This window comes from Shewanella sp. HL-SH4 (genome assembly GCF_051164845.1).
GTDB lineage: Bacteria > Pseudomonadota > Gammaproteobacteria > Enterobacterales > Shewanellaceae > Shewanella > Shewanella glacialimarina.
Genome location: NZ_CP195037.1, coordinates 690,475 through 710,966 on the forward strand (window position 1 = coordinate 690,475; position 20,492 = coordinate 710,966).

Genomic DNA, 20,492 nt, shown 5'->3' on the forward strand with positions numbered 1-20,492 from the left:
TGAAAAATGAATAACTTATCTTTCACCCAATACGGCATAATTAACGCCTTTTTCTGGGAATAACCATAAGTGTACCGTCACTTCATCACGGTCATGATAAAGGTGTTTGCATTGCATGCGGTATTCAATGTTATTTTCTTTAAAAATCTCCGCCATAGTATCTAGGATAACTCTCACTTCTTTGTATCGACTTTTCATTGGTAATTTCAGATTAAAAATAGCTTCTTTAAACCATGCATTAATGGCCCAAGCTTCTATCAACTCTGCCACGCGTGAAGGTTTTTCAACCATGTCACATACTAACCAATAAATATTTTTTCTTGGGGGTTCAAATCGAAAACCATCGGCACGGTAATGCTTAACTTGGCCTGTTTCCATTAACTTTTCATTCATAGGGCCATTATCAACAGCAGCAACCATCATCCCTCGGCGGACTAATTGATAAGTCCAACCACCAGGACATGCGCCCAAATCAACGGCATTTAAGCCACTACGACAGCGCAAATCTTGCTCTTCTCTGGTTAAAAAGGCACTAAAAGCTTCGTCTAGTTTTAAACTAGAGCGACTCGGTGCATCTGCAACCATTTTCAAGCGCGGAATACCCATGAAATGTGGTGAGCTATTATTGCTAAGAGAATAGCCTACATATGCCTTTCCCGGACCAATAAAACACACATGTACAATTGGACGACTTTGGCTTTCTTTGGCCAATAAAATACCAGCTTTTTTCAACCCCTGGCGTAATGGTACAGTGAACTTACGGCAAAATGCCGACAATTCTTTTGCTTCGTTAGTGTCAGGAGTTTCTACCCGTAATTCGCCACAACGAGATATCTCACCTAAGGCTGCAACAATCGGACTCATTCTGTCTTGCTCTGGCAAGTCAATTAGTAACTCGCCAGCTGCAAACATTTGTCGCGTAAAAATTAACGACTGCAATGCTAGTTGCTCGGCTAACTTATCGGCACCATTGTCTTCAAAACATTGATAAATAACATAAGCGTCATTGTTATTAGTTTTAACGAAGCCGCCTATGTTGAGCTCTGCCGCACGTTGTTGAATTTCTGCTGCGCACTCTTTTTCATATCCAGCGCGGCAAAATAAGAATAGGTTTTTCATGTAAAGCCTTAGCAATAGTCGATCTTGGAGCCAAATTTTGTCGGATTATAGCAAGAATATGACGCTATAGCAGATTTAGATTTGATCAGTATTAATGGGTCTACGCCATGCAGCAATCGCAAATAACGCCCAAGCTATGAGTAAACAAAGCCCTCCCATAGGAGTGATAGGACCAATCCATTTAGCCTGGGTTAAAGCATATAAATACAGTGAACCAGAAAACAAGAGTGTGCCTACGATAAAGAAGCCCGCAGACCAATTAAGCCACTTAGTTGACAACCATTGGGCCGCAAAAGCTAAACTCACTAGTGCAAAGGTGTGATAAAACTGATACTCAACCGCTAATTTGAAAATACTAACCATTTCCGCTGAGGCAATATTCTTTAATCCATGGGCGCCAAAAGCCCCTAAAGCAACAGCAATAAAACCACTAATAGCAGCAATAAATAACAAACGATGGTTCATAACGCACCTTGAATTGAGTTAGCGGATTTATCATCCTAAAATGAATTAAGTGACAGACTGAGAGAATTTAACGATTTCTGCCACAGCAAGTTTTAGGCTAGCGTCAAACGTGGTACCTGACGACTTTCTTGGTGTAAAACTATGATCGCCATCAGGAATAGTGACAAACTCAATGCTGTCCCTGAACGTCCATGCCGCTATTTGTTCAGGCAAACCAAATTTATCACGCTCTCCCTGTAGCACTAAGGTTGGCATGTTCGAATCATTAAGGGGTGGTAATCTGGGCTCTCCGCCTTTAATAGGAACAAAGGGATAACCCAGACATATTTGACCAACAACCTGGCCTAATATAGTTTGCGCCTCGACATTATCACAGGTGTGTAAATTTGAGGTTAATGTCGCCATCATTCTTGAGCCCATCGACTTACCGATAAACACGACTCGTTTAGCGGTAATAACTCCCTGCTGCTGTTTGTGATAAATATCGTTCAGCACAGATTCAAGATGCGACAGTAGCTTAGGGGGTCTATCAGGTGGGCGCTTCTTGCCATCAAGCATATTGGCCTGCATGTATAAGAAATTAAATCGATATACAGCAAAACCTTGTAATACCAAGAGCTCAGCCAATTGCTGCATAAAAGCATGGTGCATATTAGCGCCTGCGCCATGGGCAAGCACAATTAAAGTATCACTTTGATTATCGCCTTCAAGTAAGTAATCGCTTGCTAACAAGCTTGCTGGGCGATCAATATTTAAAGGACTGACAGCTAAGCTATCCTGTGAGTAATTCACTGCGTGACTCCTCTGCAAACATATCCACCATCCATTCACGAAATGCGCTGACTTTGCCTAATTCAGAATGGTTTTGCTGACACACTAAATAGTAAGCATCTTTACTGACTAAGACTTCAGGAAACGGACATACCAGGCGGCCCGCTTTAATATCCGGCCTGGCTAATACGCTGTAGCCTAATGCAACCCCCTGCCCGTGGGCAGCGGCTTGTAACACTAAAGATGAATGACTAAAAATGGGGCCTTGGTTAACATTAATATCACTTACCCCGCATTGTCTAAACCAGGCCTGCCAGTCGTGGCGGCTTGAGTCATGTAATAGGGTATGATATTTCAAATCACTTGGGGTACTTAGTGGCTTAGGTCCATTTAATAACAATGGTGAACAAACAGGGATCAATACTTCATTGCGCAGTTTATCCGCTCTAAGCCCCGCCCAATTACCTTGACCATAATAAATTGCCACATCAACATCATCTGTTAACGACCCTGTATCACTGTCTACCGCTTTAATACGCACATCAATATCAGGATTCTTTTCACTAAATTTGGCTAACCGCGGCACCAACCATTGAATCGCAAAACTCGGTGACATACTTACCGTTAACGAGCCCACAGCGCTGCGGGCAAGCAAGCGGTCGGTCGCCTCTCCCAACTGAATGAAAATATCCTTGATGTCAAGAAAGTAGCTCTGACCTTCTTCGGTTAACAGTAATGATCGATTTTTACGTCTAAAAAGCTTTAACCCTAGAAAATCTTCTAATGCTTTAATCTGATGGCTAACCGCCGCCTGAGTAACAAACAACTCCTCTGCAGCCCTAGTAAAACTGAGGTTTCTTGCTGCCGCTTCAAATGCTTTAACTGCATTTAAGGGCGGTAATCGTCTGGCCATGATGATTAATCTCTTATTATTTTAATTAGTTTTTCTAATGATTATCTCTATTTTTTACGGTTTGTAAAGAACAGGTTTTTGATTAGATTAACATATTGAAATAACGTTAGCGGGGAGGATTTTCGAGGTGTATCTCAGCTGAATAATGGAAGGGGAAATTCGCGCTCACGAAACGGTATTAATTAGATTTTTCCATATCGAAGATTATCACTTAATTGCTATAAACAGTTGCTATAAACAAATGCTATAAAAAAGGCTTGCACCGTTGAAGATACAAGCCTTTATTACAATCAGCTTAACGTTTTATGGACGATAAACTTTTACATTCTGATAGCCTTGTTCAATTAAATACAAGGCTTGTAATTTACTCATCACACCGCGGTCACAATATAATAGGTAGGTTTTGCTCTTATCTAACTCAGCAAATTTTGTTGCCAACTTAAAGAATGGGATTGCTGTAATCTCTACGCCTTCTATTGATAATGGCTTACGCTCTTCTTCAGGTGCACGTACATCAATCACTATTTCGCCAGATGCAATATCTGTTACCGTTTCTGTTTCAGTGATTTGTTGATTCATTTCTGTTTCAATATCTCTAATATCCATCACTTTAGCTGAATAAACGATACGTTCGATAAGATCTTCATCAAACTTTAATTCTTCAGCTTCAATTTTAGATAACACTGCTTTTACCGTCGGTTTTTGAGAGATAACACCGCAGTATTCAGGCATTGTCTTAGCAAAATCCTCTGTGCCAATTAAGCGACTTTGATTGATGATATCCTGTTTGTCCATGGCTATCAGTGGACGCATAATTAACATGTCAGTACAGCGGTCTATCACATTCAAATTGGTCAAGGTTTGGCTAGACACTTGACCTAAACTTTCACCTGTCACCAAACCCTGAATTTTAAATTTCTCGGCAATACGCGCAGCTACACGCATCATCACACGCTTTAAAATAACGCCCATTTGGCCACTATCAATTCGTTCTAAAATTTGTTCTACAACTGGCTCAAACGGCACGGTAATAAAACGCACTTTATGTGACTCACCATAGGTTTTCCATAAATGATAGGCGACTTGTTTAACGCCTATTTCATGCTGTGCGCCGCCCAAGTTGAAGAAGCAATAATGGGTACGCGAACCCTTTTTAATAAATTGAAAACTTGATACACCAGAGTCAAACCCACCTGAGATAAGTGATAACACATCCTCTTGGGTTGCCATTGGAAAACCACCTAAGCCTTCAATACGACGCTCAACCAAATAAACTTTATTCCCATCAATTTCAAGATTAACGGTAACATCGGGATTGTTCAGTTTTACGCCCAAGGCATCAGCATGTTGATTTAAGCCACCACCGACATAACGCTCAACATCAATAGAATTAAAATCATGGTTTCCGGTACGTTTTACCCGTACACAAAATGTTTTACCGGCAATTTCATCACGGTACCGGGGTAAGGCTAACTGGTAAATGCTGTCAATAGTATCAAACGGATACTCGCTGACTTGCACCACATGGGCAATACCAGGAATACACGCTAAGCGTTGCCCAAATATGTCCTGCAATTCTGGTTTATCTTCAGGTACCTTGACGATGATCCGATCAAATAAACGTAGCACCTTAGCCTCTTCGTCGACTTTTTTAAGTACATTTCGAATATTCGTTTCTAGCATTTTAGTAAACCTTAATCTTACCGATTTACTCTTCATCATGATTTCAGGGTATAACTTTACAATAAACTTCATAGCGGTTCCGGCAACATTAATTACTAGCTAAACACGGCAATGTACTTAGCCAACGTCATAGTTAATGGTTTGAATTAAGAAAATAAGGACTTATTTTTCACGGCAAAAAAATATCGACCCAGCTTACACTGAGTCGAATACATTAATTACCGTACGTAAAAAAGCAGTAATTCTGAGGATTATATCAAATTTTTAGTCGCTTGTAACAACATTATCCGCTTGGACAAGCATCACGATATATTTAAATCACGCTAGATATGGTCCAAAAAAAGCACAATCATTTGATTGCGCTTTAAAGTCAGACATTTGCGTTTATTAAGGATTTTGGGGCGTCTGCGGATCCTGAGTCACTTTAATCTCATCAGACTCTTTAGGTTTGCCCTGCTCTATGGCTATTTCGACTCGACGATTTCGAGCTCGATTAGTGTTACTGTCATTAGGCACCAGTGGATTATTGGACGCCTCTCCCATCACTTTCATTCGTGTCTCATCAAAGCCAGGTACTTTCATCAACTCATGGGCTACCGCAACAGCCCGCTGACTGGATAAATCCCAATTTGAACTATAAAGCTCATTGCTGATATGGGCGCCATCTGTATGTCCTGACACAGTGATAATGCCTGGGACATCTTTGAGTAACTCACCGATGGATCGCACAATAGGCCTAAACTGGGGCTGAAGAAAGCCTGAACCGGAAGAAAATGAACCCTTTTCTCGAATTCGAATAATAATTTGCTGACCTAAGGATTCTAATTCAATGGCACCATCAACAATTTGTTCATTCAATTGTTCAGCCATTTTTTTAAGCTGTTCATTGATATTATCTTGTGAAGATGCGGCATCTTTTTTAACCGCCTCAGCTTCTTTTTGTGCAGTTGCGCTAGCATTACCCCCACGTTGGGCGCCATTCTGTTTTTGTACTCCGCCAGCACTGTCTTCTTCACCTGCTTGATACTCAATGGTTGGTTGAGTCATTTCATTAGTTTGCTGGTTAATAATTTCAATCGGAGTGGGATCGGGTCGACCAGGACGAAACTCCAGTGCAATAACAGATGTTCCTTTAGGGATGTCTTTGACTTCAACTTTATTTTGTACACCGAAGGCATACTTCATTGAACCTGCAATTTGCTTGAACTTCATTACGTCCATTTCAGAGAACGCTAATAATAATACGAAAAAGCACATCAGCAACGACATGAGATCAGCAAAGGTTGCTAACCACATGGGCGCGCCGGCAGGTGGACATTCACACTTGGCCTTAGCCATGGGTTACTCCCCGTCCGTTGTATCTATTTTACGTTGTTTTTCAGCAATATAATTTTTCAAAAAGCCTTCAATTACCCGTGGATTTTGACCGTCTTGAATCGCCAATACCGCATCCATAATCAAATTACGATTCAATAGCTCTTCATTCATCCGCAGCGCCAATTTATCCGCCATTGGTATGGCTATCATATTGGCGATTACTGCACCATAAAGTGTGGTTAATAACGCCACCGCCATTGATGGCCCAATTGATTTAGGGTCATCCATATTTGATAACATGGCAACCAAACCAACAAGCGTACCAATCATCCCCATCGCAGGTGCAACATCGCCCATGGCTTTAAAAATATTCACCCCAGACTTATGGCGCTCTTCAGTTAAGGCAATATCCTTCTCTAATGCATTACGTACGACCTCGCCATCATGACCATCAACTAACATATCGACAGCTTTTTGCATAAATGTGTTACTAATTTGCGCTTCTTCTAACGCTAAAAAGCCCCCTTTACGGGCAGCATCGGCCATATTAACTGATTGCTCAATGAGGTCTTCTGGTTTATCAATTTTAAACATAAAGGCTTTTAAGCCAATCTTAATCGCACCTAAAAATTGTTTTAGGTTAAACTTCATCATCACCACAAATAAAGAGCCGGCAACAACAATCAAAATTGACGGTACGTCGATAAATAGGCCAATACCACCACTGGTCACCATAGCGCCAATGATAAATGCAAAAGCACCAATAATTCCTATCAGGGTTGCTAAATCCACAACATCTCCTCAAATGCAGTTAAGTCTGCTTGAACATGCTAATGCTAAAATCGTTAAACTTAAACATCATCTTACTATGTTATCGGTCAAAATCATTTCTAGTTTAGCTCGAATTTCAACTTTCTAAACAAATTTCAGTAACAAAGCGTGCTATTGAGCAAATATCCAGCGTCTGTATTTGACCCAAAAGCTCGGCTGATATACCTTGTCACACGCTGAACAAGAGGAAATATCAACGTGGCAAAAAAACCTGAAAATCTCAGTTTTGAGCAATCTTTAAATGAACTTGAAACTATTGTAGCCAGTTTAGAGCAAGGTGAAGTCTCCCTTGATGATGCATTGAAGCAGTTTGAACGAGGCATCAACCTCGTACGCCAAAGTCAGGCAAAACTTGAACAAGCACAACAGAAAGTATCCATTTTATTAGATGATAAAGACACCTTAACCCCATTAGAAATTGAACAATAAACAGCTTTGACAGCATGTTGAGGTATTACAGTGCTAACTGATGCAATAAAGACTTATCAACAAAGAGTTGATCAAGTATTAAGCCAAAAATTAACTGACCTTGATAACGCTGCACCAAAATTAAAAGCGGCCATGACCCATGGTGCGTTATTAGGTGGTAAGCGTATCCGACCTTTTTTGGTTTACAGTATAGGACAAATGTTAAATGTCCCGCTAAAGGTATTAGATAATTTAGCCGCTGCCATTGAATGTATTCATGCATATTCGCTTATCCATGATGACTTACCAGCAATGGATAATGATAGTCTTCGCCGTGGCCAACCTACTGTTCATATTGCTTTTGATGAAGCCAGCGCAATATTAGCAGGTGACGCATTACAAACTCTGGCATTCGATATTATCAGTGAGCCTATTGAGGGTTTAATGCCCGCTCAGCAACTAGCCATTGTTAAATCATTGGCAAAAGCCTCTGGTTATCAGGGGATGTGTGGTGGTCAGGCAATTGATCTTAGCGCCACAAATCAGCGTATTGAAATGGCGAGATTAACTGAGCTTCATAACAAAAAAACGGGTGCATTAATCTGCTGCGCAGTAGAAATGGCGTTGATTGCAGCCAATGCCACCGATAATGAACATCAAGCCTTAATGGTTTACGCTGGTAAAATAGGTTTAGCCTTTCAAGTGCAAGACGATATATTAGATATCGTTGCTAGCACCGAAGAGTTAGGTAAACCACAAGGCAGTGACGAGCAATCAAATAAAAGTACCTTTCCTAAATTACTTGGTTTAGAAGGTGCCAAGCAGACATCACAGCAACTTGTTGATGATGCTCTATCAGAACTGACTAAATTGCCATACAATAGTCAGTTAATTGCAGACTTTGCCCGGTATATTATCGTGCGAAGAATATAATAAGACAGATATCTCACTATGAGTTTCGATAATTCTCAATATCCTGTGTTAGCAAAAGCTAACACCCCAGAAGAACTTAGACAGCTACCTCAGAGTTTATTACCGCAGGTATCAGATGAGCTGCGCCAGTTTCTGTTGCAGTCGGTAGGCATGTCTAGCGGTCATTTTGCTTCTGGCTTAGGCACGGTTGAATTAACCGTAGCGCTTCATTATGTGTACGACACGCCTTTTGACCAATTAGTTTGGGATGTTGGCCATCAAGCTTATCCTCACAAAATTTTAACTGACCGCCGTAACCGCATGCACACTATTCGCCAAAAAAACGGTTTACATCCTTTTCCATGGCGTGAAGAAAGTCATTACGATACCTTTAGTGTCGGTCATTCTGGCACCTCTGTCAGTGCAGCTTTAGGCATGGCAATTGCCGCCGAAAAAGAAAATAAAGGCCGTAAAGTTGTTGCTGTTATTGGTGATGGCGCAATGACAGGTGGTATGGTATTTGAAGCTTTAAATCATGCCGGTGACTTACGCAACGATATGTTAGTCGTGCTGAACGATAATGAAATGTCGATTTCAGAAAATGTTGGCGCACTTAATAATCACCTTGCTCAACTTATGTCTGGCCGCTTTTACACGACTATCCGTGAAAGCAGTAAAAAAGTGCTTAAAGGCATGCCTGCTATCAAGGAAATAGCTAAGAGAACAGAAGAGCACCTAAAAGGCATGGTGGTTCCCGGGACTTTGTTTGAAGAACTAGGCTTTAATTACATCGGCCCTATTGATGGCCATGATGTTGATGCCTTAGTTGAAACCATGCGCAATATGCGTAGCCTAAAAGGGCCACAGATCCTACACATCATGACTAAAAAAGGTCGTGGATATGAGCCAGCAGAAAAAGATCCTATTGGCTGGCACGCAGTGCCTAAGTTTGATCCTAGCCAGTTTAAAAAACCTGCGACTAAACCGGGGTTACCGACATTTTCACAGGTGTTTGGTAAATGGCTATGTGATGTTGCTGAGCTTGACGATAAAGTGATGGGAATTACCCCTGCTATGCGTGAAGGTTCAGGCATGGTTGAGTTTTCACAACGTTTCCCTAAACAGTATTTTGATGCTGCTATTGCTGAGCAGCACGCAGTAACCTTAAGTGCTGGTATGGCAACCCAAGGCTTAAAGCCCGTTGTAGCCATATACTCTACCTTCTTACAACGTGGTTATGATCAACTCATTCACGATGTCGCATTACAACGCTTACCAGTGTTATTTGCCATTGACCGTGGTGGTATTGTCGGCGCAGATGGTCCGACCCATCAAGGCGCGTTTGATTTAAGCTTTATGCGTTGTATTCCCAACATGATAATCATGACCCCTTCTGATGAAAATGAATGTCGTCAGATGCTGTACACCGGCTATTGCTATCAGGACGGTCCTACTGCGGTGCGTTACCCAAGAGGTTGTGCAACAGGTGCTGAACAAGTTGAAGAAATGACCCAATTGCCTATCGGCAAAGGCGTAATGAAGCGCCACGGCAAAAAAATTGCTATCGTTAATTTTGGTACAACATTAGAAGCCGCCTTAATTGCTGCTGAAGCATTAGATGCTTCAGTTGCCGATATGCGCTTTGTGAAACCGTTAGATATTGATCTACTGACAGAACTGGCAAACAACCATGATGTGATTGTCACAGTTGAAGAGAACGCGATAATGGGCGGCGCAGGTAGTGGCGTGATGGAAGCGTTACAACAACTTAAAATCATCATGCCTGTGCTTCAAATCGGTCTGCCAGATGAGTTTATTAAGCACGGCGCGCCAGATGAAATTATCAGTGAGCTGAAGCTAGATTCGCAGGGTATTGAGCAACAAATTAGAGATTATTTAGCCTAACTAGCATTAATGTTAATGCTAGGTTTTAATGATCAACAAACACAAAAAAGGGCTGATAATTCAGCCCTTTTTGATGCGTTAAATTTGCCTACACAAGTGATTAGGCTTGAGTATCTACACCTGGACCACCTTGCGATACCATCACCATAGCTGGACGTAATAAACGGTCATTTAAAATATAACCTTTTTGCATCACTAACATCACGGTGTTCTCTGGATACTCAGCACTTGGCTGCATACCAATAGCTTGGTGATGTGCAGGATTAAACGTCTCGCCTAATGGGCTAAGCTGTACCACGCCAAATTTCTCAACTGTACTTAAGAAACCTTTCATGGTTAATTCAACACCTTCATAAATCGCTTTAGTGGCCTCATCAGCTGGCGAGGTACCTTGTAACGCTCTATCCATGTTGTCGATAACCGGTAAAAGCTCATTAGCAAATTTTTCTAAGGCAAACTTACGCGCTTGTTCTACATCTTTTGCAGTACGTGTACGAATATTTTGTATCTCAGCGGCCGCACGCACTTCAACTTCTTTGCGATCAGCGAGTGCTGCTTCAGACTCTGCTAATAGCTGCTCTAATTCTTCAATGCGGAAGTTAGCCTGGGTTAACTCATCCATTAAGCTTGCTTCACCAGCTTCAATGACGGTACCTTCTTCCACTTGATCTTGGGTATCGATATCTTGTGGATCGTAGTTTGACTCGTTGCTCATTTTCACTCCAGCTAAAAAATGCGATATTTTCGAAAATCTGACAGAAACATGTCAGAAGAAGATTAATTATCATGCTTCTGACACTTTTAATTAGTTTGGGTATATTATGGGGATCAATTTCAGCGTTTCAAGGCTTTTAAGCCCAACAAATATCAATATGAGCAAAAAGTTTAATACTATCGGCCTTATCGGTAAGCCGCATCATCATGGCACAAACTTGACCTTGAAGCGTTTGCATCATTGGTTATCAGTGCAAGGCTACCATGTTATTGTTGAGTCCCGTGTCTCAGCAGAACTGGGTAATGATATTTCATCCATGGACTTACTCGAGATGGGGGAACATTGTGATCTCGCCATTGTGGTCGGTGGTGATGGAAATATGCTAGGTGCAGCAAGGGTGTTAGCCCGTTTTGATGTTGCTGTCATTGGCGTTAACCGGGGTAATTTAGGGTTTTTAACCGATTTGCCTCCAGATAATTTTGAAGATACCTTGTCTGATGTACTTGATGGTGAATTTGAAACTGAATACCGCTTTTTATTAGAAGCTGAAGTACATCGCCATGGCAAAATAACCTCAAGTAATACTGCGGTTAATGAAGCGGTATTACACCCTGGTAAAATTGCTCACATGATCCAATTCGAAGTCTACATAGACGAGCAGTTTATGTACAGCCAACGCGCGGATGGCATGATTGTATCAACACCAACAGGGTCTACTGCATATTCATTGTCAGCAGGCGGTGCTATTTTAACGCCTAATTTACAAGCACTCATTCTAGTGCCTATGTTTCCCCACACCCTTTCTTGTCGCCCTATTGTGGTTGATGCTTGTAGCACTATCAAATTAGTAGTGTCACCTGAGAATGGTGAAAATCTTGAAGTCAGTTGTGACGGCCACGTTCACTTAGCCGTGTTGCCTGGTGATGAAATTATTATTCGCCGCTCAAGTGAACAATTAAGACTAATCCATCCTAAAGGCCATAATTACTTCCACGTATTGCGCAATAAACTGGGCTGGGGCAGCAAGCTGTTTTAGTCACTTAATGCTCACGCTCGATCTCTTCAACTTCCTATCAAGGTGATATATAGCATTGTTTATCACCTTGAATGCCCATCTCGTGAGTGAGTTCACATTCATAATCGCTAATATTAAGTAAAATCATCCTTCATTCGCTGAACACTTAAACGGTGATATTAATCACATACTTAAATGAGTGAAATCGATCTATGTCCCAATGTTTGGATGGTTTGTAATAGTTAAGATTTAAAATGATCTTTATCAAGTATTGAAGTCACAAAATACAGTCTATTACATCTACCTTTTGTTACATCGAAGTAATAGAAATATAACAAACAAAAATAAGACCTAAACTAACAAGCTTACAAATAAAGAGGTGTGCATGACTACGTTACAGCTAATCGCGAGCTTAACGCCTATTATCAGCGTTATGGTGTTCCTTGTTTTACTTAAGCTCCCTGCATCTAAAGCTATGCCCATTTCAATGGTCGCGACAGGATTAGCGGCTATCTTTATTTGGCAGATGGACACTAGAATACTCGCAGCTTCGATTGTAGAAGGATTATTATCAGCCCTCACACCCCTCACCATTATTTTTGGCGCAGTGTTTTTACTCAATACACTTAAATATTCTGGCGCCATGGACACTATTCGAGCCGGCTTTACCAGTATCAGTGCAGATGCGCGAGTACAGGTTATTATTATCTGTTGGCTATTTGGCTCGTTCATTGAAGGTTCGGCTGGTTTTGGTACACCCGCAGCCATTGGCGCCCCATTACTAGTTTTATTAGGTGTGCCGCCTATTGCGGCCGCTGTAGTGGCATTAATTGCCGACTCGACCTCGGTATCATTTGGCGCAATTGGTTTGCCTGTATTATTTGGTATGGAACAAGGTCTAATACAAAATGGCGTGTCCATGGCAACCGAACAAATTACCGCCCATGGCGGTAACTTTGCTGATTATGCTCAGTTTATTGCCATGCACATTATCACTATTGATTTAATCACGGGTTCATTAATTCCCTTAGTGGTTGTCTGTGTGTTAACTGGCTTTTTTGGTAAGAACAAATCATTTAAAGAAGGGTTACAAATCTGGAAATTTGCACTGCTAGCAGGTTTCGCTTTCACCATTCCGGCATGGTTAATTAATTACCTTGCCGGTCCTGAATTCCCCTCGGTTATTGGTGCGTTAATTGGCATGGCAGTGGTTATTCCGGTCGCTCAAAAAGGCTGGTTACTTCCAATAACGCCCTGGAATGACTTTGCAGACAATGAACAACTATCACAGGATATCACCACTGAAGATAAGCCTGTAGAAACTAGGTTTTCGCAAATTGCAGCCTGGTCGCCGTATATTATTATGGCCGCATTGTTAGTGCTTTCCAGAGTTGTTACCCCATTTAAAACTTGGTTAACAGGATTCAATATCAGCTGGACGGGGTTGTTAGGTACCGAGCTAAAAGCCAGCTTTGCCACATTTTATGCGCCGGGGATTTTCTTTATTCTAGTGTGTGTTTTAGGTTTTATATTATTCAGAATGAAACCAAAAGCCATTAAACAATCTATCACGGTATCTTGCGGTTCAATGTTACCCACCATCATCTCACTCGGCGCATCTGTGCCTATGGTCAAAATATTCTTAAACTCAGGTGCAAACTCTGCAGGCCTGCAATCTATGCCGGTAGCATTAGCAGATTTACTTGCCAATACTATGGGCTCAGTTTGGGCCTGGGTATCGCCCATTGTTGGTATATTTGGTGCATTTCTTTCCGGTTCAGCCACTTTCTCCAACATGATGTTTTCAGGCTTACAGTACTCTGTTGCCGATAATATTGGAATGAGCCATGCGCTGGCCTTAGCACTGCAAGGCATTGGTGCTAATGCTGGTAACATGATGTGTGTGATGAACGTTGTTGCAGCGGCAACCGTGGTGGGAATGGCAGGACGTGAGTCTGAAATTATTCGTAAAACAATGCCTATAGCATTAGGTTATGCGCTTGTTGCTGGCACCATTGCTGTCATTTGGGGTGGTTTCTAAGCTTAATGACCTGTTCTCAATGTCGCAAGTCACTGAAGTTTACTGTTGATGGTTTATTACTGTGATTTGCTGCTGAATTAATAAGAGAAATATTATGACGATTGATTATCAAACCATCATGCAAGAGTTAACGCTACAACTAGGCGAAAAAGCGGTCAGCAATGACCCAACTCGTCGCTTTGCGTGGTCTACAGATGCTAGTTATTTTCGTATCGTACCTGAAATCGTTGTTCATGCTAATGAACTTGAACAAGTTAAAATAACCCTTAAAATTGCACGCAAACATAATGCACCAGTTACCTACAGGGCAGCAGGCACCAGCTTATCAGGCCAAGCAATTGGTGAAGGTATTTTATTAATACTCGGCCATGACGGCTTTCGCACCATTAATATCAGTGCAGATAGAAGTCAAATAACCTTAGGTTGCGCGGTTATAGGTGCAGATGCGAATGCGGCATTAAAACCATTTAACAAAAAAATTGGTCCTGACCCTGCCACTCTTGCGGCGGCTAAAATTGGTGGTATTGTATCCAATAACGCTTCTGGGATGTGTTGTGGAACCGCTCAAAATAGTTATCAAACGATTTCGTCAGTGAAATTATTGTTTGCAGATGGAACCGAATTAGACACGGGTTGTGAACAATCTAAATCTGCATTCGCACTAAGTCATCCAGGTATATTAGAAGCTTTATCATCTTTAGCTAAAATGACCCAAAATAATTCGGCTTTGGCTGCGCGAATTCGTAAAAAGTTCTCGATTAAAAATACCACTGGATACAGCATCAATGCGCTAGTCGACTTTAATGACCCTTTTGATTTAATCAACCACCTCATTGTGGGTGCAGAAGGAACATTAGCCTTTGTCAACGAAGTGACTTATCACACAGTAGAAGAAGCCCTTTTTAAAGCTTCTGCTATGGCCGTGTTTTTCAGCATGGAAGATGCTGCAAGTGCCGTTCCACCGATGAAGGGGGACAGCGTAGCTGCGGTTGAATTACTCGACTGGGCATCGATTAAATCTGTTATGGGTAAGCCTGGTATGCCTACCTGGTTAAATCAATTACCTCAAGGCGCGGCGATATTATTAATTGAGTGCCGAGCAAACAATAAAACAACATTAGCCCAATATACCCAAGATGTGATTAACAAAATTGCCCATATTGAAACAGAACGCCCAATTGAATTCAGCAACGATCCTGCTGTATTTGGTCAATACTGGGCTATGCGTTCAGGTTTGTTCCCTATTATTGGTGGCGCACGCCCTAAAGGAACCTCAGTTATTATTGAAGATGTAGCCTTTGAACTTGAGCATCTTGCTGCCGCCGCGGCCGATCTAACCGCTTTATTTCATAAACACGGTTACCCTGAAGGCGTTATTTATGGCCATGCATTAGCGGGCAACTTCCATTTTATTATCACCCCCACCTTTTCATCTGAAACCGACACGCGCAACTTCCATGCATTTATGCAGGATGTCGCGGATATGGTGATCAATAAGTATGATGGTTCAATGAAGGCGGAACATGGTACAGGCCGTGCCGTCGCCCCTTTTGTTGAAATGGAATGGGGCGCTGATGCTTACACCATAATGAAGCAGATTAAACACATTTTTGATCCTCAAGGATTACTCAATCCTGGGGTGATTTTAAATGATGACGCTGAAATCCATGTCAAAAATATCAAACCATGCCCTGTAGTTGATGATTTTATTGATAAATGTATTGAATGTGGATTTTGTGAAAAAACCTGCCCAACATCAGCACTTAATTTTTCACCCCGCCAACGTATCGCCGTACTGCGTGAAATAGAAAGATTAACCGAATCCGGTGACAAGCAAGCGGCTGCAGAAATGCGCGCTAGCGCTAAATATGATGTAATTGATACTTGCGCTGCATGTCAGTTATGTACTATTGCCTGCCCTGTTGACAGCAGTATGGGGCAACTGGTGCGTAAACTGCGTACTCCTTATATCAGTACCACTGAACAAAAAGTATTAGATTTTCAAGCCAAACACTATGGCGCTGTGAATACCGTTATCAGCACAGGCTTTAATCTATTAGGCACTATTCATAAACTGACGGGTGATAGTGTTACCAACTCATTGATGAATGTCGGCCGCATGATCAGCAAAGAAGTGCCCTATTGGAACCCTGACTTCCCTAAAGGCGGCAATGTTGCTAAACCGTCAGCCCACATAATTGGTCAGCCAACTGTGGTTTACTTCCCAGCTTGTGGTGGGCGTACATTTGGCCCTACGCCAAAAGATCCTGACAGCCGCACCTTATCGGAAGTGGTTATGACTTTACTTGAACGAGCAGGCTATAACGTTGTTACGCCAAATAACACGCGTGAATTGTGTTGCGGCCAAATGTGGGAATCAAAGGGTGATTTCAAAAATGCTGACACTAAACGAGATGAGTTAATTGACTCCCTCAGCAAGCTCAGTGAGAACGGTAAAGTTCCTGTAGTGGTTGATGCATTATCTTGTACATATCGCACGCTCACGGGTAACCCCAAAGTCGATATTTTAGATCTTGTGCAGTTTATGCATGACAATATTTTACCTAAAGTGACTATCACTAAAAAAGCCAGTATTACGCTACACCAGGGCTGTAGTGCGCGTAAAATGAAACTTGAGCCGACCCTCCAGGCAATTGCTAATGCCTGTGCTCAGGATGTGATAGCACCGGCTGGCATTACCTGTTGTGGCTATGCGGGTGAAAAAGGGTTATATAAGCCTGAAATTAACGCCAGTGCATTGCGTAATATCAAAAAGCTTATTCCTACTGAAGTTAAACAAGGCTACTACGCCAACAGAATGTGTGAAGTGGGGTTAACTCAACACAGTGGTATTTCGTATCGTCATTTAGCGTATTTACTTGAAGAGTGTAGCCGTTAGTTTCTATCACAACAGTTACGATACTCTTTATATGTTTACATAAAATAGGCCCGTCTGATGACGGGCCTATTTTTTAGCGACATAATTGTAAAATCGAATAATGAAATAGATATGTTAAATAATGCTACGCGCCATATAAATAAAGCGACTCATAATCGTTAACCACAACAGGCCAGTAAACCTAGCTGTAATGCTTGGGCATCTAATGAAGTTGTGGCAATAATCTCTAATCGTGAATCGTTCGCATCATCCAGTTCAGATAAATTCAACTGCGCATCGACCATATTGACCCCAAGAATACCTTCTCCGGTAATCATTACCGCTTTAAGGCGAAGTATTTCAGGTCGTTTAAATGTGTCAATCCAGGCCATTAATAAATCAAAATCAAATATTACGCTTGGGCTAATTAACCAACCCACACTGAAGCACCCTTCACCTTGGTTGATTTTACACACCACTTCACCCTCATTTAAAGCAGGTAGAGCGATCTCTTCAACTTGATTAAACCATAAATTTGATTTTGCAGATAAGCCACTGTTTAACAAAGCATGTTGTGGCTTAATCTGTTTAATCGGCTTAATGGTTTTTTTATGGGGCTTATGCAAACTTTTTAGCAAAGTGTCAATAAGTTGAGGTGAGCTAAAATGATCGGCTGCGGTAACAATATTAGGATTAATTTTCAGCTCGTAAAAATAGGCGGTTAACGCTTTAATATCAGATGATTGGTACAGTTCACTTTTACTGGCAACGATGACATCTGCTATTAACAATTGCTGAATATATATTTCATGCTGACGATAACGGTTATCGACAATTTTGCGAGCGTCAACCAAACATAAACAAGCCTGCAGATGAATAACTTGTTGGTAATGTGGCTCACTCAAAGTGTTAATAATTTGCTGCGGGTGACCAATGCCGGTAGGTTCAATTAGCAACCTATCGGGTTTTGCCCGCTGAATAATTTGATTTATTGCCACTTGTATTGGTATGCCAGCGGCGCAGCACAAACAGCCTCCAGCAACCTCTTTAATCACCACACCATCTGTTGGCGAGCGATTAATTAACCCCGCATCAATACCAATTTCACCGAACTCATTGACCAGTACAGCCCAAACCTCGTTAGCTGGTTTATGCTTAAGTAACTGTTTAATTAGGCTGGTTTTACCTACGCCTAGAAAGCCGGTAATCACATTGGTATTGACGGGTTTTATGATCATATTTTGCTTATACTTCAGTTGTTTTTATTAACTCAGTTATTTCTTCTTACTGTATTTTCCATGGCGTTGTGGCTTAGCTGAGTCTTTATCAAATTGGCCTGAACGGTTATTACGATTTGGACGAGCATGCTTTTTAACTTGCTTTGTTTTGGTCGGATCTGACGCTAATTCACGATACCGAGCAGGAAGCGGCGCACCTTGCTCGTAGCCAGCAATGCTTGTTAATAGTAAAGGTTGTTGAATAACCGCCTCAATAGCCTCAAGGCATTCCTGCTCTTGCGGGCTCACTAGCGAAATAGCCTCGCCAGCTAAACCAGCACGGCCAGTACGGCCTATTCGGTGAACATAATCTTCAGGCTCTTCAGGTAGTTCAAAGTTAATCACCCGCGGTAAGGCTTGTATGTCTAACCCTCGGGCGGCTAAATCGGTTGCCACTAATACACGTAACTTGCCAGACTTAAACTCTTCAAGGGCTTTATTACGAGCGCCTTGGGATTTGTCACCATGAAACACAGCACTTTTAATGCCGTCTAATGACAATTCTTTTTGAAGATGATCAGCGGTTTCTTTACGGCTGGTAAACACCATCACTTGCTGCCAATTATGCTTGCCGATAAGTTCCGATAATAATTCAGCTTTACGGCGCTGATCGACTTGATAGGCCAGCTGAGTGACTGTGGCTGCAGTAGTTGTGGTTGCCACATTAATATGCTCAGGTGAAATAAGCATATCATCGGCTAACAATTTAATTTCATCAGAAAAAGTCGCTGAAAACATCATCGTCTGGTGATCGCGATTAATAAGCCGCTTCACTTTTTCAATGTCTTTAACAAAACCTAAGTCAAGCATACGGTCAGCTTCATCAATGACTAAATATTTTACCGATGCAAGTGATAAGTCATGCTGACCGACAATATCAAAAAGACGGCCTGGGGTAGCCACTAAAATATTTACCCCTTGGCTTATTGCTGTCAGCTGCGGGCGAATACTGGCACCACCATAAACAGCGACACTTTTAATTGGCAAAAACTGACTAAATTGTACAATATTCTGTTCAATTTGAATCGCGAGTTCACGCGTTGGCGTCATGATTAATACCGTAAGCGGATTAGCATCTAAGCCATCTTCATTGTCAAAGCTATCATCTGCTGAGGTGATCATTTCAATTAACGGTAATGCAAATGCCGCTGTCTTACCTGTACCTGTTTCAGCATTCGCTAGAATATCTTTACCAGCCTGGATTTTGGGGATCACCGCCAGTTGAATTGGCGTAGGGGTCACATAACCAATAGCGGTCAGTGCTCGTTGAATTTCAGGCTTTAATCCTAGCGATAAAAATGACATAACAGGCTCTATAGAGTAAAAGAATTAGCAATCGCGCATTATATACTGGATTGACCCGAAAACTTATAAAAAAACGGCAATAGCACTAAGGTTTGTCGATCATAATTCAAACACACCGAGTAACATTTTGTATCAACCAGACAATTTTTGGTTGAATCAATGGCCTAAAACAGCAACTATGTCGCAAAACTTATAACAACTTTATAAAGGAATATATGAAAGCTTATTTATTAGCAGCAGCTTTAATCAGTTTATCCGCCTGTGGTGGTTCAGACTCATCACCACAAACGCCAACGCCCCAACCAACTCCGACGCCAACTCCTTCGCCTGAGTTAGCGATTAATGTGTGTTATTTGGTAGATACCACCATGGGCGAATTCACCTTAGGAATTGATAACACTAACATGCCTATTACTGCTGCTAACTTTAGTCGTTATGTTGACGAAAAATTTTATGATGGCACTCTATTTCATCGCATTGCCAATAACTTTGTAAACCAAGGTGGTGGTTTTACACCCGGCATGAATGTAAAGTCGACTTATGACCCAATAAAAAATGAATCGAGTGTTGGGCTTAAAAATGATCGCGGCACTATAGCGATGGCACGCACCCAAGTATTAGATTCAGCTACCAGTCAGTTCTTTATTAACATTCATGATAACGATAACTTAAACTACCCTAGCCAGGGCGGTTATGCGGTATTTGGTATGGTAGTTGCTGGCATGGAAGTGGTTGATATTATGAATGCGGTTAATACTCAATCAGTACAAAAAGATGGTGTCACCTTTACCAATGTCCCTGTAGAGGAAATTATCGTTAATTCAATCAGTGAAACAAACTGTCCAGGGTAATACTCAATTCACCTGGCTACTTACTTATTTACTTTCGGTTAATCGTAAAAATAGCCTCTCCCCTTGGTAATATCGCTATTCAAACT

General features: G+C 41.6%; 17 protein-coding genes. 7 read left to right on the forward strand and 10 right to left on the reverse strand.

Features of this window, described 5'->3' with window-relative positions; genetic code table 11:
* Nucleotides 1-15: 15 nt before the first annotated feature.
* From rlmM to pomA, 7 genes are all read right to left on the reverse strand, one after another.
* Nucleotides 16-1,119, reverse strand: a complete 1,104-nt coding sequence (gene rlmM / locus ACRWQL_RS03940) for a 23S rRNA (cytidine(2498)-2'-O)-methyltransferase RlmM (RefSeq protein WP_434928771.1) — start codon at nucleotides 1,117-1,119, stop codon at nucleotides 16-18.
* Nucleotides 1,120-1,194: 75 nt separating this feature from the next.
* The gene (locus tag ACRWQL_RS03945; RefSeq protein WP_434930121.1) at nucleotides 1,195-1,584 is read right to left on the reverse strand and encodes a DUF423 domain-containing protein; all 390 of its coding nucleotides are present in this window, start codon (nucleotides 1,582-1,584) and stop codon (nucleotides 1,195-1,197) included.
* Nucleotides 1,585-1,629: 45 nt separating this feature from the next.
* Nucleotides 1,630-2,316 (reverse strand): alpha/beta family hydrolase, encoded by a 687-nt coding sequence (locus ACRWQL_RS03950; RefSeq protein WP_434953329.1) that lies wholly within the window; start codon nucleotides 2,314-2,316, stop codon nucleotides 1,630-1,632.
* 40 nt (nucleotides 2,317-2,356) lie between these two features.
* A complete protein-coding gene (locus ACRWQL_RS03955) occupies nucleotides 2,357-3,268 on the reverse strand; it encodes a transcriptional regulator GcvA (RefSeq protein WP_434928769.1) in 912 nt (303 codons plus the stop codon).
* A gap of 303 nt (nucleotides 3,269-3,571) precedes the next feature.
* Nucleotides 3,572-5,023, reverse strand: coding sequence for a tRNA uracil 4-sulfurtransferase ThiI (gene thiI, locus ACRWQL_RS03960; protein ID WP_434952466.1), 1,452 nt, complete (start codon nucleotides 5,021-5,023; stop codon nucleotides 3,572-3,574).
* Nucleotides 5,024-5,338: 315 nt separating this feature from the next.
* Complete coding sequence (locus ACRWQL_RS03965; protein WP_434928767.1) at nucleotides 5,339-6,289, reverse strand: flagellar motor protein MotB; 951 nt, start codon at nucleotides 6,287-6,289, stop codon at nucleotides 5,339-5,341.
* Nucleotides 6,290-6,292: 3 nt separating this feature from the next.
* The gene (pomA, locus tag ACRWQL_RS03970) at nucleotides 6,293-7,060 is read right to left on the reverse strand and encodes a flagellar motor protein PomA (protein WP_434928766.1); all 768 of its coding nucleotides are present in this window, start codon (nucleotides 7,058-7,060) and stop codon (nucleotides 6,293-6,295) included.
* Between the two features lie 237 nt (nucleotides 7,061-7,297).
* On the opposite strand from pomA, the gene xseB reads away from it, so the two are divergent.
* From xseB to dxs, 3 genes are read left to right on the forward strand one after another with little or no spacing between them, the layout of a single operon-like run.
* Complete coding sequence (gene xseB, locus ACRWQL_RS03975; RefSeq protein WP_226410419.1) at nucleotides 7,298-7,528, forward strand: exodeoxyribonuclease VII small subunit; 231 nt, start codon at nucleotides 7,298-7,300, stop codon at nucleotides 7,526-7,528.
* 30 nt (nucleotides 7,529-7,558) lie between these two features.
* A complete protein-coding gene (gene ispA / locus ACRWQL_RS03980; RefSeq protein WP_434940422.1) occupies nucleotides 7,559-8,440 on the forward strand; it encodes a (2E,6E)-farnesyl diphosphate synthase in 882 nt (293 codons plus the stop codon).
* Nucleotides 8,441-8,458: 18 nt separating this feature from the next.
* Nucleotides 8,459-10,324 (forward strand): 1-deoxy-D-xylulose-5-phosphate synthase, encoded by a 1,866-nt coding sequence (dxs, locus tag ACRWQL_RS03985; protein WP_434952467.1) that lies wholly within the window; start codon nucleotides 8,459-8,461, stop codon nucleotides 10,322-10,324.
* A gap of 100 nt (nucleotides 10,325-10,424) precedes the next feature.
* Here the strand turns inward: dxs and grpE are convergent, their stop codons facing one another.
* The gene (gene grpE / locus ACRWQL_RS03990) at nucleotides 10,425-11,039 is read right to left on the reverse strand and encodes a nucleotide exchange factor GrpE (protein WP_226410422.1); all 615 of its coding nucleotides are present in this window, start codon (nucleotides 11,037-11,039) and stop codon (nucleotides 10,425-10,427) included.
* Nucleotides 11,040-11,196: 157 nt separating this feature from the next.
* On the opposite strand from grpE, the gene nadK reads away from it, so the two are divergent.
* The 3 genes from nadK to ACRWQL_RS04005 all read left to right on the forward strand — a co-directional run bounded on the left by nadK (nucleotide 11,197) and on the right by ACRWQL_RS04005 (nucleotide 16,994).
* Entirely contained in the window at nucleotides 11,197-12,075 is an 879-nt protein-coding gene (gene nadK, locus ACRWQL_RS03995) for an NAD(+) kinase (protein ID WP_434952468.1), read from the forward strand.
* A 364-nt stretch (nucleotides 12,076-12,439) separates the two neighbouring features.
* On the forward strand, nucleotides 12,440-14,095 hold the full coding sequence (locus ACRWQL_RS04000; RefSeq protein WP_434952469.1) for an L-lactate permease: 1,656 nt from the start codon (nucleotides 12,440-12,442) through the stop codon (nucleotides 14,093-14,095).
* Between the two features lie 94 nt (nucleotides 14,096-14,189).
* The gene (locus ACRWQL_RS04005; RefSeq protein ID WP_434952471.1) at nucleotides 14,190-16,994 is read left to right on the forward strand and encodes an FAD-binding and (Fe-S)-binding domain-containing protein; all 2,805 of its coding nucleotides are present in this window, start codon (nucleotides 14,190-14,192) and stop codon (nucleotides 16,992-16,994) included.
* Nucleotides 16,995-17,152: 158 nt separating this feature from the next.
* Here the strand turns inward: ACRWQL_RS04005 and ACRWQL_RS04010 are convergent, their stop codons facing one another.
* Both ACRWQL_RS04010 and ACRWQL_RS04015 read right to left on the reverse strand, forming a co-directional pair.
* Nucleotides 17,153-18,211, reverse strand: a complete 1,059-nt coding sequence (locus ACRWQL_RS04010; RefSeq protein ID WP_434952473.1) for a CobW family GTP-binding protein — start codon at nucleotides 18,209-18,211, stop codon at nucleotides 17,153-17,155.
* A gap of 36 nt (nucleotides 18,212-18,247) precedes the next feature.
* Nucleotides 18,248-19,555: a DEAD/DEAH box helicase gene (locus tag ACRWQL_RS04015; RefSeq protein ID WP_434928759.1), complete on the reverse strand. Its 1,308-nt coding sequence runs from the start codon at nucleotides 19,553-19,555 to the stop codon at nucleotides 18,248-18,250.
* A gap of 215 nt (nucleotides 19,556-19,770) precedes the next feature.
* On the opposite strand from ACRWQL_RS04015, the gene ACRWQL_RS04020 reads away from it, so the two are divergent.
* Nucleotides 19,771-20,406: a peptidylprolyl isomerase gene (locus ACRWQL_RS04020; protein WP_434952475.1), complete on the forward strand. Its 636-nt coding sequence runs from the start codon at nucleotides 19,771-19,773 to the stop codon at nucleotides 20,404-20,406.
* Nucleotides 20,407-20,492 lie beyond the last annotated feature (86 nt).